The organism is Staphylococcus sp. FSL W8-0271, from assembly GCF_038006605.1.
Classification (GTDB): domain Bacteria; phylum Bacillota; class Bacilli; order Staphylococcales; family Staphylococcaceae; genus Staphylococcus; species Staphylococcus cohnii.
This window is the reverse complement of sequence record NZ_JBBOVM010000001.1, coordinates 34034-51742: the sequence shown is the minus strand read 5'-3', so window position 1 is coordinate 51742 and position 17709 is coordinate 34034. Positions and strand designations below refer to the sequence as shown.

Here is a 17709-nt window from a genome sequence, read left to right as displayed (position 1 = left end):
ATCCATCGAGAACTTCGTGTAATTCTTTAAATGATTTAATTTTTCCTTTCATAAATACCCCAAAAACAGAACGTACGTTCCCTTTATTTATATAACTATCTTAGCTTATATTTAAATAGAAGTAAATGATAATAAAGGAATGACTATATACATGACACTAAAACTAATTTCAAAGTATAACTCTGAATTCATGCAGGATATAATCAATCAAATAAACATATCGTTAGAAGATATTGAAGGTTCATCAACAATTGAAGTCGAATTCGATAATGAAGGCAATTATACACGTTATCAATTTCAAAATAATAAACTTTATATAAAAAATATTTTACCAAATTTAATTTATTTGTTAGGTATTGATGATGGTGTAGATACTTTTATGCGTGGATTCAACGAAGGATTTTATGAAGTCTTAACAAGGTTTATGTATGCCTCAAACTTAGATGATCAATTTGAAGAGTATAAAAATGCAATTTTCACTTATTTGTTCACACCTAAAGGTAAACTAAAGGAACATGTACTATTAAAATTACATAATGATGGATCTATAGCTCTTGACGACACTACTTTTAAAAGAGCTACTGTAAATGCTACTTTTGGTTATAAAAATAATATACCTTTTAGATTTTACGATGAAAATAATCCGAATATCACATCACTGGATAATATGCTAAACACTGCTTTTACAATTAAAAATGGTCTCGAACGTAAAAACTATAATTATTCAAATAACTATTCCTCATCATATTCACATGAAGAATGGGAAAACTTAAATATGATTGCTGATATAAGTACACAAATCAATATAGATTTAAATGACAAAAATAATGAGATATTTCAAAGATATTTCACAAAAGAACAACTTATTTCATCTATAATACAGACACTATTAAATAGGTTCCCTGATATCAACACAGATGAAGAAAAACAGATAACTGCAAATCTAAATTCATTAATTGGTAAATTATCAAAAGACAACATTCGTGGAAGGTTCCCTTTTAGTGATGTACTAACAATTTTGTCTGTTTTTTATTTTAGATATTTGTACATAGACAGTAATACACATGCTAAACACAAAAATGCATCTGGCAACAATAGCTATTTTGCTTTACTATTTAACAAGCAAGAATTAAATATATTAAAAAAGCAAAAAGTTAATTATTCAGAACTCCAAGATTTTGAGGAACAAAAATTAAAATTCAACGCTGATTTTCAACAACTACATAACGACATAGATGAATTAACTGAAAATCACTTACACATTGTCTTCACAGATGACAAATTAGGAAATAAAGATGATGAAGGTGATTTTTCATCTTTTCATATCATCGATAATGAACTTATAAATGCATCAAATTTGTTTATACATAAATTATTTTATATGGATCAGCTACCATTTATGGAAACTTTGCTTAGTACTTTATCAGGTGTTTACACTCATATTTGCGAGAACATGAATTTCTTTCATACAAATGCGCCTATAGAAGTTCTTAATTTGAGTAATCAAATTATAAAAACGACAAAAAAATGGAGTAATACAATAACACCTCTCCATGCTAAAAATGACCTAACTCATAGTAAATCAAATAAGTACGACCTAAACTTATTCATTTATGACTTTAAAATTTCTAGTGAAACTCATCTATCTCTAATTAATTCTATGAATGTAATTGATAATCTAAACTTGAGACAAAAATATTTTAAAAAATAATTACTACAACTCAATCTCTTTAGTACCAATCTTTATTCAACCTAACTGTCTAACCAATCATTCTTGGTTAGACAGTTAGGTTTATTTTTGTGTGATGTAATACACGTAATGAATCTTTATGATTCAGAAAAAATTATAAAGGCGGTAATTACTTATGAAGTATAAACCTATTCGAGTAATACAATTGTATGGAGCATCAAAGAAAGCTGCGAAACAAAAATACAGCGGAGAGACGTTCATCTTTAATGACTTAGTAAATCAGGTTGGCACTTTCAACTGTACTACTAATGAAATTAGAGAAGTAGGTCGCATGTTTGGGGCGTGGGAAAGAAAAGGATGCGACGCTCCTATCAAAAGAATTTCTAACAAATCTCCTATCCTGTATCAAAAAATTCGACTTTTTAATACAGGAGGTAAACGCTAATGGCTAACAACATCTTCGAGCAATATCCATACTGGTTAGATTCAACTGCATGGTATGAACTTATTCGAGCAAAAAACAAAAATGACGAAGATAAGATAATTCGTTTATCTAGTCCAATCATCATAGAAAACAAATTTCTCGACCCTACTACAGGGGTTGAGAAATTGACTATCACGGATGGCAAAAATATTGAACGTATTGAAACGTCAGATATTCTAACGACACAAAAGTTACCTAGACTGGTTATGTTTGGGTTCAGCATCAATGAAAAGTACATTAAATCGCTAGGTAATGCACTACAATTAATGCGTCAATCACTGCCCATTTCTACATTGTATACAGGTGTAGGTGTCTTAAGTACTGATGAAGGTACTGTCATTTCATTAGATGAACCATATCTTTCAAAAGACATCGAGCAGTCTCAGGCTGATGAAATCATTTGTGAAACAAAGTATGACTTACAACCTAAAGGTACATTTGAAGGCTGGTGGCAAATGTATCTTGATGAAGTAAAAGGAAACTTGTTACTGGAGCTTGCTGTGATATTTGGTGTTTCTTCATTAGTGACTGCGTTCTTAAAAACAAAGCATGAAGTCGAATATTTTGGCACGATATTTTCATTTATGGGGAACTCTAGTACGGGTAAATCGACTGCAGCGGCATTAGCAGTTTCAATAGCAGGGAATCCATCTAAAGGTGACCAAACATTATTCAGAGGTTGGAACGGCACCCGTAATGCAATTGAAGGATACTTAAGTAACAACTTTGGTGTTCCTATTGCCTTAGATGAATTATCAGCAGCTACCTTTAAAGATACAAATGGTTTACTTTATTCCCTAGCAGAGGGGCAAGGTCGTCTACGTGCTAATCGAGAAGGAAATGTAAAAAATCCTCACCACTTTGGATCTAGTGTGATTAGTACAGCAGAACACACAATATTCAAAGATGCTAGTGCAAATGATGGTTTGAGAGCAAGATGCATAGAAATTTCTGATGTCTTTACAACAAGCGCTGACAATGCAGACGCCATTAAAAAAGGAACATCAAAAAACTATGGACACGTAATGCCGTTAGTAGCTGAATACCTTCTAAATCGTGAATCTGAAGTAATCAAGTGGTTTTATAAAGAACACGATTGGTTCAAAGCACAGCTTAACAATGAAACAAACAATGTAGGTATACGTATGTTCAAGCGCTATGCCACCATTACGACTTCAGCACGAATATTAGAACGTGTAATCGCAACTCCTATCGATTTGGATGCAGTTAGAGAATATCTAGTTAGTTATCATGTAGATTCCGTAAGTGAGCGCAGTTTGGGAGCCAAGGCGATTGATAGTGTAGTTCAGTTCGTGGCACGCAATCGTAGTAAGTTTGCGGAAAATGAAAAACTCTCCATAATGACTGAAAATTATGGCCTTATTGAGCTGAAAGACGATCACATTCAAGTCAAGATGCTTAAAGATGTTTTTAAACATATGTTAGAAGAAAACCAATACCAAGATGTAAAAAATGTAATAGATAGTTTAAGAGCAGAAGGATATATCCAGATGGATTCCGATCGGATAGCTATCAAACGTAATGTCAAAGATACTCAAGGCAAAACAAAAACGATCTTGTTCTACCATCTTGTATTGCCTAGTGAGTTTGCAGCTGTTCTCGGTTTAAGCTCAAATTCTGAACCATACACACCACCGCAATTTGATAATAATACAACAAATAAGGAATTACTCAACAAATTTGTTAAAGACGGTAGAGAATGGGAAGAAAAGGGCGACTTAGAACTCTAAATATGAATATCGCTACAACGCGCTATGTGCGTTGTAGCTCATTAAATCAATCGGAGGCATAAAAATGAAAACAAACGTCAACTTATTAAATTACACAATTGATTCGGTAGAAGTCGATGATCATCAAAAATCTATTATCGTTAATTATATCGACAGATACTACCATATGCAACAATATGTATTAACTGAAACGGGACAGAAGCTACTAAAATTTTATCACTTGTACCCTGAATTCATAAATGAAAAAGAGATAACTGAACATTTTGTCCCAAGTACACGGTTAGAACGAATAACAATGCAACATGTTATCAATTCAATATAATTTGATATTTGGAGGATGCCCATATGAACGAATTAATCACATTACTTGCTGATTTAGTGATTGAAGAAATTAATCAAGCTGATGACTAATAATAACGCCCAACACCTCACTGGTGTTGGGCGCATCTATAAATTTGTTCATAAATATATATTATCTCTTTGGAAGGAGGAAACAAGATGAAACAAGCAATGGGTTACTTACGTCAAAGTACAACAAAACAACAATCACTCTCAGCTCAGAAACAAGCCATCAAGACATTAGCTGAAAAACACAATATTCAACACATCACATTTTATAGCGATAAACAATCAGGACGTACTGATAAGCGGAATCGTTACCAACAAATTACTGAACTGATTCAACAAGGACAATATGATGTATTATGTTGCTATCGTCTGAATCGACTTCATCGTAATCTAAAAAATGCATTAAAACTCATGAAATTGTGTCAAAAATACCATGTTCATATCTTAAGCGTTCATGATGGCTACTTCGACATGAATAAATCATTCGATCGGCTCAAACTCAATATTTTCATCAGCTTGGCCGAACTAGAATCTGATAATATCAGTGAACAGGTCAAAAATGGACTACGCGAAAAAGCACGCCAAGGTAAACTCATTACAACTCACGCCCCTTTTGGCTATCACTATCACGATGGGACATTTACTATAAATAAGGATGAAGCACCTACTGTAAAAGCCATATTCGACGACTACGTGGAAGGTTACGGATACAAGAAAATTTCTCAACGCTTAGAAAAATCCAATCACCTCATCAACCGAAAACCTTTCCAAGTGCGTTGTATTATCCTAAATCCTAATTACTGTGGCCGAGTGCTAAATCAATATGGACAATACGATAATATGTTCCCCCCTATTGTTTCAGTCAGCTTGTATGAATACGCTCAAAAGGTTAGAAACCAAAGACAAGTTAATCGTAGATCTTCAGACAACCGACTCAAACAAAAAATCAAATGCCCTTGTTGTGGTTCAACCCTTACCAACATGACCATTAGAAAAACCAATCATTCATTACGTTATTATGTCTGTCCTAAAAACATGAATGCATCACGTTTCATATGTGACTTTAAAGGCATAAACGCTGAAAACCTGGAAAAACAGGTCTTAGAATCTTGCCAAAAATTCTTTCGAAACCAACAGCTCTATTCGAAAATCAAACATGCTATTGAGAAACAGCTCAAAAAACAAAGGATGCATGATACTAGTAACACATTAACTCATGAAAAGCTCATTGAAAAATTAGCACAAGGAACAATTGATGTAGAAACATTCAGAGAACAATCTCAATCAATAAACCTACAGAATAAGCCTATACAAGCAATAAGTGATACTCAGTTACAAACATCGCTACAAAAGGTTATACAAAAAAGTTTCACGTTAAACATGCTGTATCCCTATATTGATGAAATTCGCATTACAAAAAACAAATCTCTTGTGGGGATCTATTTCAAAAATGAACCATTGAACATTGTGAACCAAACCTCACAATCATCGATTGCTTAATTAGAAAGGATGAAAAATCATGCAACAACTCAAACAAAAACGTGTCGGTATCTATGTTCGTGTATCAACGGAAATCCAAAGTACTGAAGGCTATAGTATCGACGGACAAATCAATCAGATTAAAGAATACTGTCAATTTCATCATTTTGAAGTCACAGATATTTACGCTGATCGTGGTATCTCAGGAAAATCTATGAACCGCCCTGAGCTCCAACGTATGTTGAAGGATGCGAATGAAGGTCATATCGATTGTGTCATGGTGTACAAAACAAACCGACTTGCACGTAATACATCAGACTTGCTCAAAATTGTCGAGGATTTGCATAAACAGAACGTCGAATTTTTCAGTTTGTCTGAACGTATGGAAGTCAACACTTCTTCGGGTAAACTCATGTTACAAATACTCGCAAGCTTCTCTGAATTCGAACGCAATAACATTGTCGAGAATGTATTCATGGGACAAACCAAACGTGCACAAGAAGGCTACTATCAAGGGAATTTGCCTCTAGGATATGACAAAATACCTGATAATAAACACGAACTGATGATTAATCAACATGAAGCGAATATCGTGAAATATATATTCGAATCTTATGCCAAAGGACATGGTTATCGTAAAATTGCCAATGCCCTCAATCACAAAGGATATGTTACTAAAAAAGGTAATCCTTTTAGCATCAATTCAATAACCTATATCTTAGTCAATCCATTCTACATTGGTAAAATTCAATTTGCGAAGTACAAAGATTGGAATGAAAAGCGTCGTAAAGGACTGAATGATAAACCTATTATAGCTGATGGTAAACACCCTCCTATTATTAGTCAAGAATTATGGGATAAAATCCAATCACGCAAAAAACAGGTCAGTCAAAAACCTCAAGTTCATGGAAAAGGAACCAATCTATTAACAGGTATCGTTCATTGTCCGCAATGCGGAGCCCCTATGGCGGCAAGTAATACCACTAATACACTCAAAGATGGAACTAAGAAACGTATTCGCTATTATTCTTGTAGTAACTTCCGAAACAAAGGCTCAAAAGTATGTTCTGCTAATAGCGTTAGAGCCGATGTCATTGAGAAATACGTTATGGATCAAATACTCGAAATAGTCAAAAGTGATAAAGTTATCAAACAAGTTGTCGAACGTGTTAATCAAGAAAATCAAGTCGATGTAGCTGCGCTCAATCATGATATTGCTTATAAACAACAACAATTTGATGAAATTAACACTAAACTTAAAAATCTAGTTCAAACCATCGAAGACAATCCAGACTTAACATCTGCACTCAAACCAACCATTCATCAATATGAAACACAACTCAATGACATTACAAATCAAATGAATCAGCTCAAGCACCAACAAAATCAAGAGAAACCATCTTATGATACGAAACAAATCGCTGCCCTATTACAACGAATATTTCAAAATATAGAATCCATGGATAAATCGCAACTCAAGGCATTATACCTTACGGTCATTGATTGTATTGATATTCGTAAAGATGGGAGTCATAAAAAGCAATTCTTTGTCACACTCAAGCTCAATAATGAGATTATTAAACAACTTTTCAATAATACCTCTCTCGACGAAGTGCTCCTCAGCACTTCGTCTTTATTTTTGCCTCAAACGCTCTTTCTTCAAATCTAATATCTATGTACTGTCCTTTCGTCATTCAATAACACCTATCTAATAAACATCTTCAGCAACCTAAGCAGTCATAACTCAATGTGAAGCTTATATTGATATGACGAAAGAACATCCCAAAACAAAATATAAGTGGGATAGTAACGGGATTGGCTAACTTCATGTAGGAGAAGGATTACGCAAGCGTAATCCCAAAATCCCATTATTATTTATAAATAAATAATATAAAAAGAAAAAAGTAAATCATAACCTCACCTATTAATCCAAATGATATATAAATATATAGCTATATTTCCCGAGAAATGAGCGGGATAACGGGATTTCCTTGTCATATCAACAATTGTGACGACTTTCTATTGGGATCTTTTCTGTATTTCAGTGGGATTTCTAGGCGAAACAAATGGTATTTCAAACTTATATTATCAAAATGATGTATCACATGACTACATCAACCAAATACATGAGGAGGTCATAAACATGACATTAGAAGAACAACTCAAGCACTATATAACTAACTTATTCAATCTGCCAAAGGAAGAAAAATGGGAGTGTGAATCTATCGAGGAAATCGCTGATGATATCCTTCCTGACAAATATGTAAGGCTTGGGCCACTTAGTAATAAAATACTTCAAACCTATACCTACTACTCTGACACACTTCACGAAAGTAATATCTACCCTTTCATTCTCTACTATCAGAAACAGCTCATAGCCATTGGTTATATTGATGAAAACCACGATATGGATTTCTTATATCTACACAACACGGTCATACCCCTTTTAGATCAACGATACTTACTAACAGGAGGACAATAATATGCATAAATATATCAAACTAACACAATTAGCAATCACTATCCTAAGCGAAATCATTACATGGATGAAAGAATCAGAACGAAAGGAGATCTCTTATGAATAGATATATCACTCGTGGTATTGCCAATAGCTTACCTATCACCTTACAAAAACAATTATGGCAACTCGTAGCACGACGAGAACAAACACAATCAAAAGGCAAGGAATCATTGGATTATTTTCATATATTCCAATTCAATATGCACAATAACCAACTATATATCAAACACAAACAAGAACGACCAGCGTATGTGAAAACTCAAAAGGCAAATATCAATCAACCTATCAATATCAATAAGGTCTACATTATCCGTGAAGATGATGTAGGCCTTTCTTATTATGTCATGTTACTACCAGAAGAATACTAGAGGAGTGAATATTACATGAAAACAATAAAAAATACATTAGAAACTGAAGCCATATTCAGTGATGACCAACAACATCGTTATCTACTTAAGAAAACGAAACACCTGAAGGATTAAAAATTGGACCTCTGTCAGTTTCTAATAATGATATAGCTTCAAACGACGATAGCACTGCCAGTCAACAAACAGTAGATGAAGAAGATATTCGCATGACCGACAAACCTAATCCCAATGCAGAGTTACAAGATGTAGATCGTTATGAGTACTTGTTGAAAGAATATTTACAACGTTTAACTTTTCACTATAATATGGTTGAATATGAAGATGTCTACTACTATCTAAGAAGAGGAAGTGCTGCTTATGATAAAATAGCAGCCAATAAAGCTTCAGGCAACTTCACAGGACACAAAACAGAAAACGTAGAATTAGTAGAAATGACAGACTTAGGTGATGGCACTGTAAAGCTAAACGCAAATCGTGTTTACTCACATGACAATTCAGATGGTCGAAGAATTGCTAATGTGGATTACATTGTTAATACTGAGACCAATGAAGTACTTGACTATGAACAAGTTTCAGATAATGCTTATTAAGTTGAAAACGTTACTGAAAAAAGTAACGTTTTATTTTTTATTATAATACTTTTATCGCTTCTAAGAAATTTCAACTAGTTTATACTTTAAATTGGTAAATATATTACCCTCTTCAGATTCAGGTTAGACCTATTAAGGTTAATCTGATTTTTCATTTTTTAAATATAGATTATCTGAAAATCCTAGAACGTTGAAAAATAATAGATTCCATTAATTTTGGTATTAAAAGTTCCTTGAATTATCTAATATTTTATGAAACATTTAATAAATGGTATAATTTATAAGCTATACGTAGATAACAGAAGACGGAAGAATTAACTTTATCAAAGTAGAAATTACTAAAAGGAAGAATATATATGGCTAGTCACTATAATGAGAAAAAATTACTGAAACGTGCTATAAGAGTTGCAATAAAATCTTTAGATGACTCTATAGATGCTCAGAGTCAAAGAAAAATAATTATATTTTCGATAACTAATATCATGTTTAAACAATATATCCAAGCTAAAGATCACGAAGCTTTAAAAAAGTATCTTCTTAATATTTTCCACGACGATGAACAAACAACGACTGAGATATTTTTAGAAACTGAAAAACTCATGTTCGATAGTATTACTGGTATGCTCTCAGAATTAAACTTAATGGCATGGTCATATCAGTTTTTAAATCAATTTTATAATCATACTCATAAAGACACACAATTTTTCACAGAAAATTATATGATAGATCATATTCTCAGTGAAATCCATATAAAGAGTAATGACAAAATTTCCGATATTTGCTGTGGAGGGGGTAATTTTTTATCATATGTATTGTACGACAAGCTCAATACATATGATAAGTTAGATTTAAATGTAATAAATAACCTCACTAGAAATTTATATGGTTATGATATCGATTCTGAAATCGCTCAAGTTGCACACTTAAACATTCTCATCACAATCGCTCAAATTTATAAAGAAAAAGGAGAAGAAATCCCTTTTAATACACTTCTAAATGTACAAACATCTATATACACCTCCATCGCACCTGATGTATTGGGCTCTCTTTGTAATGAGACAAAAATTTATAATGTCAATTCTGAAAATAATAATTTTCATACTTTAATTGAAGTATTTAGAGATTCAGATATTATATTAACAAATCCACCGTTTAAAACAGTCAAAGGAATGGCCGGTGGACTAAAAGAGTTTCTGAATAGATTTTATCCTGATTCTAATAATGATCTATGTGCAGCTTTCTTAATAAAATGCTCGGAGTTTTTAACAAAGCACGGGACAATAGGAATTGTATCGCAAAATTCTTGGATGTTCTTGAATTCGTTTAAAAATTTTAGAGATACTTTAAATTCTAGTTATACATTCCAATCAATTTTAGACTTAGGTTCATCTGCATTCTCTGATATTTCAGGAGAAAAAAGTAGTGTTGCTTTACTTACAATCTCAAAAGAGAATTCGAATAGCAACATCGTAAAGTATAAAAACTTACAAAATTTAAATTATGAGGAAAAAAGAGCTATTATACAAGGCAAGAAGAAATCTAAGTCTTTCTGGAAAGAACTAGATTTCGAAGATCTTTCTTCTAATGATAATCAATATTTTAATTTTAATAATGTCGGAAATTTTCGAGATTTCTTTTATACTTCGAAGAAATATGGAGAATTTGCAACCCCTATGCAAGGGACTTCTACCGGGGACAATAAAAAATTTGTTGGTAAGTTCTGGGAGCATTTCGGCGATGACTCGTGGGTTCTTGTAAGCAAAGGGGGAGGGTATTCTAGATGGATCGGATTAAATAAATTTGTTGTCAATTGGGGGACCAATGGTGAATTGATAAAATCTATCAAAGGTTCCGCACTTCGAAATACTAAACATTTTGGTGAAACGGATCTGGTATTTACTGATACTGGGACTAATGGGCTAAGTGTACGATTAAAAATTGAAAACCAAATTTTTATCGCCTCTGGTCCGGGAATTCGTATACACTTAGGCAACCCCTATAACCACTTAGCATTTTTAAACTCAAGATTGGCTTCATTCTATATTAAGAGTTTGACTCCAAAACTCACTATTGCTGCTGGTTATATTAAAATGTTACCTGTTGTAGATGAAATTTTACAATCTGAATCCATTAGAAAATTAGGGCAAAATTGTGTCCAGCTTAAAACTTCACTCCTTTCTTACAGACCGAACAACTTTGAATACAGTCAGAATAATTTTAAAGAAAATAGAGTTTCACTTAAAGAAAACGCTCGTTTACTTTTATTAGCTGATATAAATAATTCTTTAGATTTGATGAAGTGCGAATCAGAAATCGATAATTTCATACTTAATAAATTGGACTTAGATTTTTCTGAGAAAAAGATTCTAGATGACGAAACAGGAGTACAACCATTTGGATTTTCTCATAATGCTTCATTTAGCATAAATGAAATTGATAATTTATTTATTTCAATTATTGATGACTCATGCAGCTTGAAAAAATTTAAATTAGGTAGAACCCGTTATGGTATTGATACCCCATTAGAATATTTATCTAGGTATTATAAAGTTAAGCCAACTACAATGGCTTTATATCTTAAAGAAAATATAAGGTATTTTACTAAGATCAATGAAAAGTATCAAAATTTAATTCTTCATAATGCCATTTTAAATTATTTTAATTACGATACATCTACTGGTGTAGATTTAAAATGTGTGGATATTTCTACGCTAGTTGAGGATGTATCTTTTCTAATTGAAATTAACAAAGATTATTATATTGAATGGCTAGAAAATAAATTTAATATTATTCATAAGTCTATATTTGAAGGGAGCTCATTAATCAGTGTCACAGGAGGAAAGATATCAAGTGAAAAATTACATTAAAGCAATAGATAAATTCCAAAATATTATAAATTACTATAATAATAAGAATAAGATTTATAATTATACAGCAGTAAAATTATTAGAAAAAAGGATTAAAGAAGTCTATTTTATTTATTTAATCTCAGACTATGAGAGCATTAAGCATTTGATTTTACTCGATAATGAGCAAGAACAAATTTTAAACGATTTATATATATCTCAATGCTCTGAACTTAAAAAAATTAAACGTTATGTGAGTGAAAACTTAATTGATTTAAGTTTACTGTATCAAATGCTTTCATCTATCGAGTTCACAATATCACAAAATAATGCAATAAATTTTAGTAAAAGTAAAATTATTAGAGATAAATATGGAGCTTATTATACACCCAAGAATGTAGTTGAAAATATTATAGAAAAATTAAAAAATGAATATATTTCCAATCAAGCTCATATCTATAATTTAAAAATTATAGATATGAGCTGTGGTTCCGGAATATTTCTTACAGAATATATCAAAATGATATTAATTACCTTTGAACCTGATGTTGAAGAGATAGAAATGATGATGTCCAACATATATGGAGTTGATGTGGATAAAATCGCCCTATATATAACAGGTCATGAAATTTTTCAATTAACCAATGTTAAAGCAAAAAACTTAATATTAGCAAATCCTTTAATTTCCAATAGTAATTATAATAAGAATATGGCACATGAACTTTCTTTGAATGATCGTCTATACAATAAGGAAATGGGTATTTTCAAAGAATTTTTTGATTTAAAATTTGATATAATTCTAGGAAATCCACCATGGGAAAAAGTCAGATTTGAAGAGAAAAAGTTCTTCTCTACTATTTCTGCTGAAATATCCAAAAATCAACAAAAAAATATTCGTTTAAAAGCAATAGATGATTTAGAAAATAATAATCCTAAATTATATAACCATTACCTTAAACATAAAAGCGATTACTTAGAATTCAAAAAAAATATTCATTCACATCCTGTTTTGAGTAGTTCTTTAAAAGGAGAATTGAATACTTACTCTATGTTTACTGAATTAGCTTTCCGGCAATTGAAGACCACAGGTTTAGCAGTAATTATAGTCAAGTCCTCACTAATAAAGGTAAGGTCAAATTCAGAATTAGTAGGTGAATTATTTAACAATAAATTGTTAAAAAGTATCGATATTTTTTCAAATAAAAATAAAATTTTCGAAATCGACTCACGAGAAGAATTTTGTATAGTATCGTTGTCATCTAATAATGAATATGCAATGCTAAGATCTGGTTTAACTGATATTAAAGATTATAAAACGAGTGAAAATTACATTCCTATTACCTATAACGATTTGTTGAAAATTAATCCAGAGACTGCTTTAATTCCTAATATAAAAAGTACAGGAGATTTATTGTATCTAAAAGAAATTTATAATAAATTTCCACTTTTTAAAGATGTATTTCATGATGTTAAATTTGGTCGTATCGTTCATTTTACTAATCACTCTGATCATATCGTAAATACGTATGAGAAAGGATATATCCCTATATATGAAGGTAAATTCATTAATCAATATAATAGTAGATTTGCGACTTTTTTAAATATGAATGCTGAAGATAAATATAGTGGAAAAGCTAGTGCAAAAAAAATAACTGATAATACAGTGCCTGTATCAAGATATTTTATTGAAGAAAATTTTTGGAATAGAATATCCAAAAGTTACAAAGAGAATGAAATGATTGCATGGCGCAGCCTCACATCAGTAACTAATAAAAGAACAATGATTGCAACTTTGTTACCGTTCTTACCGGCTAGTCAATCCATTCAATTTTTACAATCGAGTAACAAAGAAAACTTATTTATTATTTTGGCTTTATTTAACTCTTATATCTTTGATTATTTAATACGGTTAAAGATGCCAGGTATTGATTTAACCCAGAGTGTGATAAGAAATATTCCTGTACCGAGTCTAGATTCTTTTGATACATTAAGTAAAAATGGTAATGGTACGATTAAAAGTCAGATTATAGATCTAGTAAGAAATAATCTGTTCCATGAAGACAGATTAGAAAATTATTTTAGAAAAAATAATTTAAAACATATTGACAAAATAGATATAGAATATCAAATTGATTTATTAATTACTGAAGCATATGATTTTACAGAACAAGATTTAAATTATATTAAAAGCAAGTTTTAAACCACACTTCGTCCGCCAGAACTATTCTACTTCTGGCGGAAATGAGTGTAATAGACCAAATGCTTTAGACTTCTCTGATGCTCTTGAACCATTTCGAGCCCAAAAAGTACTTGAGTCTTTAATTAATTTTAAATTATCAGAGCTTAATACTGATAACTGATAATAATCGCTATTAATTTTCTCGAAAATCAATATGCTATTTATAAAATCAGTTCTTCCATATGTCGATAAAACATCTTTACTATCACGTTCATTTTCACCTTTTAGCTGGATTCTCCAAGTACCATTAGCTTTTTCCCCCGTTGGATATAATATAGTAGATGGGTAATAATCATTACCTTTAAAGTTTATTTTAATATTTTTTTCAACATAAATATCTTCAGGCTTAATATCAAAGAATAAAATACCACCCATACAATTATCTTTATTACCAGGAATTTCGTAAATAGTATTTTTTGTTGACCCTTCCACCAATTTTCCTATTTTAGATAAATCTAAAATATTTCTCGATCCCCCTGTAGAGCTCTTCATCTCATACCAGAATATCTCCTTATCATCATTTACCTTTTTAATAACATTAGAATTTTCGGAACCAATTTCTAACTGTGGATTTTTCTTTGAGGAGTATGAAGCTTTTTCTGTGCCAAACATTTTTTCTTTATTCTGATTTTTCGATTTGTTTTTGCCTAATATTTGTTTGAATATTTCTGTTTCTGATAGTAAATAACCATTAACAAATAATTTCTCAATATCTTCCTTGGTATTAATTTTGAAAGAACAACCATAACTCTCATCCATATAACGCTTTTTAAGATTTATAACACTTTCATAAGTACTATTGTCTTTACCATTTATTATTATGCTAGATTCGAAATTATTCCATAACCCGCCTAATGTTAAATTATTTGAACCCACGGCGCACCAATATTGATTTTTTGAATGAAGTGAATATATTTTTGAATGGAATGTATTATTATTTTCCGAGTGAACTACTATTAAATTAGTAGTAACGTCTAATAAATTTAATAATGCTTCTTTAGAAGTTCCATATAAATCAACACCCACAAATACATTTATTATTCTCTTTTTATTTTTAAACTCTTCTAGAGAGTCTTTTAATTTTAAAACACCACTATTCTTTGCAAATGCGGTGAATATATTCAACTCAGTATAATCACTAGCTATTTCTTTCTTAAGAAGCTCTCCAAGTGATCCATCATATGGTTGATTCAATAATTTCATTTATTCCATCTCCCTTTAAGTAATTTATATACTATGGATAAAATATTCTCAAGTTTAATAAAAATATATGAGAGTATAAACCGCATAAACGATGATACCCTTCTGATTATCATATCCTAAATTTAACTAAAAATCGCATCATTTGTGATAAGCTTCACCGCGCATGATTTTAAACGCACGGTAGACTTGCTCGATTAAGACGACGCGCATCATCTGGTGTGGAAATGTCATTTTACTGAATGATAAGGCGTAGTCGCTTCTGTTTAAGACGTCTTGATGCAAGCCATTGGAACCACCTATAATAAATGTGAAGTCGCTTTGGCCACGTGTCATGCGGCTTTCTAATTCTTTAGCAAGTCCTTCAGAAGTCAGCATATTGCCTTTTATTTCTAAAGTAACGACTGTGGATTGTGGTTTTACTTTTGCTAGTAAGCGTTGGCCTTCTTTTTCTTTCACTTGTTCAACTTCTTTGTCACTCATATTTTCGGGTGCTTTTTCATCTGGTACTTCAATAATTTCAATTTTGGAATACGCACCTAAACGTTTTTCGTATTCAGCTATGGCTTGTTTCCAGTATTTTTCTTTTAATTTGCCAACTGCAAGTATAGTAATTTTCATAATATGCCTCCTGTAAAAGCTTAAAAATCAATAGTTATTAGACTTATCCACAAGTTATGCACTTATTCACACAATTCCCTCTTATTATAACAGGAATGTATACGATATTTTAAAATAATTTACGTTTTTTTCACAAGTAAGAGTGGATAACCTGTTTATTTGTGGATAACTCTGTGTATAATGTGGGTATTTCTCTGTTAATTGTGCACATCTCTGGATAACTTTGGATAAATACGTGGATAAGTTGCCGATTGTCTTACATACTTATTCACAAAATTTACGTTTATTTTACAAAATCTCATGTTCGTTCAAGCTATAAGGTAAGTTATCCACTGTTTATAAATTATCAGATAAATGCATATATGTAACTACTTTAATTAGCTCGTCATTTTATAAAATTGATAGTTAAACAAACCTCTAATTTATTAAAATGATTTCGTCGTGTCATCACAGCACGATGACTAGGGTTCAAGTGATACTGAACTAAGCTTCATGCATAAGTCTCCGATAACTCAATAATATGAAAACTGGTGCTTTAACTAGATTAACGTTTAGCCATCGTGTTAAAAATTACTCAATTTCACTTCTTATGCCAACTACAATTTGCATCATCTTCAGCAAATCCATCAAGATCCTCTATCTTTTCAAATAAGCTGTTTCAACTATAGCTTACAGTAATCTTGGGTTAGTGCACAAAAAAGCCCTAACCGCTTCAATGAAGGGCAAGGGCTTCTTTATTATAATGTATATATTGGTGTAGCTTGAGCTTTGTCTGTGTCGCAGAGGAGTACTTCTTTTTCTGTATCGATGTCGTGTTCGTTTAGGACTTGGCCAACGCTCATACGTGCAAGGTCTTTCATGTTGTTGTCTTGTGATAAGTGGGATAGGTAGATGCGTTTCGTGCTGCCTGTAATGACGTCTGTCATGGCAAGCCCTGCATCTTCATTAGATACGTGTCCCATATCACTGAGGATACGTTGTTTTGTCTTCCATGGATAGCCACACATACGAAGCATGTCAACGTCGTGATTACTTTCGAATACGAAAGCATCACTGCCTTGAATCATGCCTTTCATGCGATCTGAAACGTAGCCTGTGTCTGTGAGTATCGTGAATTTTTTATAATTATTATGGAAGATATAAAACTGTGGATCTATGGCATCGTGAGACACGTTGAATGATTCAATATCAAAGCCTGCAATAGACTTAGTCTCGTATGGATTAAAAATGAATTTCTGATCCATTGGGATTTTACTATCTTTCTTTTCGATTGCCGACCATGTTTTTTCGTTTGCGTATATTGGCAATCCGTATTTACGTGCTAAGACACCAAGGCCTTTGATATGGTCGGAATGTTCATGTGTTACTAAAATGCCGTTTAAATGCTTAATTTGTTTGTCGATCTGACCAAACAGTTCTTCCATTTTCTTACCTGTCAGGCCTGCATCGACAAGAATACTACCTTTATCACTTTCTACATAAGTGGCGTTACCTGTACTACCACTCGCTAATACACTCATTCGTATCAAGCGATTCACCCTTTCTAATCGATAAACACTCGTTGCTTATAAT

The 17709-nt window shown here is 31.9% G+C and carries 14 protein-coding genes and 1 pseudogene; 12 read left to right on the top strand and 3 right to left on the bottom strand.

Annotated features, from left to right (window positions below; genetic code table 11):
• Positions 1 to 151 precede the first annotated feature (151 nt).
• From NST87_RS00205 to NST87_RS00155, 12 genes and pseudogenes are all read left to right on the top strand, one after another.
• A complete protein-coding gene (locus NST87_RS00205; protein ID WP_340721134.1) occupies positions 152 to 1711 on the top strand; it encodes a hypothetical protein in 1560 nt (519 codons plus the stop codon).
• Between the two features lie 154 nt (positions 1712 to 1865).
• The gene (locus NST87_RS00200) at positions 1866 to 2135 is read left to right on the top strand and encodes a hypothetical protein (RefSeq protein WP_031838353.1); all 270 of its coding nucleotides are present in this window, start codon (positions 1866 to 1868) and stop codon (positions 2133 to 2135) included.
• Positions 2135 to 3925, top strand: a complete 1791-nt coding sequence (cch1, locus tag NST87_RS00195; RefSeq protein ID WP_107523153.1) for a cassette chromosome replicative helicase — start codon at positions 2135 to 2137, stop codon at positions 3923 to 3925. The genes NST87_RS00200 and cch1 overlap by 1 nt, the downstream gene beginning before the upstream one ends.
• A 64-nt stretch (positions 3926 to 3989) precedes the next feature.
• Complete coding sequence (locus tag NST87_RS00190; protein ID WP_340721133.1) at positions 3990 to 4247, top strand: hypothetical protein; 258 nt, start codon at positions 3990 to 3992, stop codon at positions 4245 to 4247.
• Positions 4248 to 4423: 176 nt separating this feature from the next.
• Entirely contained in the window at positions 4424 to 5773 is a 1350-nt protein-coding gene (gene ccrA / locus NST87_RS00185; RefSeq protein ID WP_340721132.1) for a cassette chromosome recombinase CcrA, read from the top strand.
• A 19-nt stretch (positions 5774 to 5792) separates the two neighbouring features.
• Positions 5793 to 7421 (top strand): cassette chromosome recombinase CcrB, encoded by a 1629-nt coding sequence (gene ccrB / locus NST87_RS00180; protein ID WP_340721131.1) that lies wholly within the window; start codon positions 5793 to 5795, stop codon positions 7419 to 7421.
• Between the two features lie 474 nt (positions 7422 to 7895).
• Complete coding sequence (locus NST87_RS00175) at positions 7896 to 8234, top strand: SAUGI family uracil-DNA glycosylase inhibitor (protein ID WP_340721130.1); 339 nt, start codon at positions 7896 to 7898, stop codon at positions 8232 to 8234.
• Positions 8235 to 8329: 95 nt separating this feature from the next.
• Positions 8330 to 8641 carry a DUF960 family protein gene (locus NST87_RS00170; RefSeq protein ID WP_340721128.1) on the top strand — a complete coding sequence of 104 codons (312 nt, stop codon included), beginning with the start codon at positions 8330 to 8332 and terminating at the stop codon, positions 8639 to 8641.
• A gap of 15 nt (positions 8642 to 8656) precedes the next feature.
• Positions 8657 to 8737 (top strand): annotated as a pseudogene (locus NST87_RS13760) (DUF1643 domain-containing protein); the annotation flags it as partial.
• Positions 8738 to 8847: 110 nt separating this feature from the next.
• Positions 8848 to 9231 carry a hypothetical protein gene (locus tag NST87_RS00165; RefSeq protein WP_325980818.1) on the top strand — a complete coding sequence of 128 codons (384 nt, stop codon included), beginning with the start codon at positions 8848 to 8850 and terminating at the stop codon, positions 9229 to 9231.
• Between the two features lie 356 nt (positions 9232 to 9587).
• Positions 9588 to 12098, top strand: coding sequence for an Eco57I restriction-modification methylase domain-containing protein (locus NST87_RS00160; protein WP_340721126.1), 2511 nt, complete (start codon positions 9588 to 9590; stop codon positions 12096 to 12098).
• Positions 12082 to 14277: an Eco57I restriction-modification methylase domain-containing protein gene (locus NST87_RS00155; protein ID WP_340721125.1), complete on the top strand. Its 2196-nt coding sequence runs from the start codon at positions 12082 to 12084 to the stop codon at positions 14275 to 14277. Before NST87_RS00160 ends, NST87_RS00155 begins: the two co-directional genes overlap by 17 nt.
• A 21-nt stretch (positions 14278 to 14298) precedes the next feature.
• On the opposite strand, the gene NST87_RS00150 is transcribed toward NST87_RS00155, so the two are convergent.
• From NST87_RS00150 to NST87_RS00140, 3 genes are all read right to left on the bottom strand, one after another.
• Positions 14299 to 15519, bottom strand: coding sequence for a phospholipase D family protein (locus NST87_RS00150; RefSeq protein WP_325980813.1), 1221 nt, complete (start codon positions 15517 to 15519; stop codon positions 14299 to 14301).
• 138 nt (positions 15520 to 15657) lie between these two features.
• Complete coding sequence (gene rlmH / locus NST87_RS00145; protein WP_019468536.1) at positions 15658 to 16137, bottom strand: 23S rRNA (pseudouridine(1915)-N(3))-methyltransferase RlmH; 480 nt, start codon at positions 16135 to 16137, stop codon at positions 15658 to 15660.
• Between the two features lie 737 nt (positions 16138 to 16874).
• Positions 16875 to 17675, bottom strand: a complete 801-nt coding sequence (locus NST87_RS00140) for an MBL fold metallo-hydrolase (RefSeq protein WP_103211427.1) — start codon at positions 17673 to 17675, stop codon at positions 16875 to 16877.
• Positions 17676 to 17709 lie beyond the last annotated feature (34 nt).

Bases quoted from the DNA above. Each gene is read 5' to 3' on its own strand.
- NST87_RS00205 (WP_340721134.1), top strand. From the start codon at position 152: ATGACACTAAAACTAATTTCAAAGTATAACTCTGAATTCATGCAGGAT.
- NST87_RS00200 (WP_031838353.1), top strand. From the start codon at position 1,866: ATGAAGTATAAACCTATTCGAGTAATACAATTGTATGGAGCATCAAAG.
- cch1 (WP_107523153.1), top strand. From the start codon at position 2,135: ATGGCTAACAACATCTTCGAGCAATATCCATACTGGTTAGATTCAACT.
- NST87_RS00190 (WP_340721133.1), top strand. From the start codon at position 3,990: ATGAAAACAAACGTCAACTTATTAAATTACACAATTGATTCGGTAGAA.
- ccrA (WP_340721132.1), top strand. From the start codon at position 4,424: ATGAAACAAGCAATGGGTTACTTACGTCAAAGTACAACAAAACAACAA.
- ccrB (WP_340721131.1), top strand. From the start codon at position 5,793: ATGCAACAACTCAAACAAAAACGTGTCGGTATCTATGTTCGTGTATCA.
- NST87_RS00175 (WP_340721130.1), top strand. From the start codon at position 7,896: ATGACATTAGAAGAACAACTCAAGCACTATATAACTAACTTATTCAAT.
- NST87_RS00170 (WP_340721128.1), top strand. From the start codon at position 8,330: ATGAATAGATATATCACTCGTGGTATTGCCAATAGCTTACCTATCACC.
- NST87_RS00165 (WP_325980818.1), top strand. From the start codon at position 8,848: ATGACCGACAAACCTAATCCCAATGCAGAGTTACAAGATGTAGATCGT.
- NST87_RS00160 (WP_340721126.1), top strand. From the start codon at position 9,588: ATGGCTAGTCACTATAATGAGAAAAAATTACTGAAACGTGCTATAAGA.
- NST87_RS00150 (WP_325980813.1), bottom strand. From the start codon at position 15,519: ATGAAATTATTGAATCAACCATATGATGGATCACTTGGAGAGCTTCTT.
- rlmH (WP_019468536.1), bottom strand. From the start codon at position 16,137: ATGAAAATTACTATACTTGCAGTTGGCAAATTAAAAGAAAAATACTGG.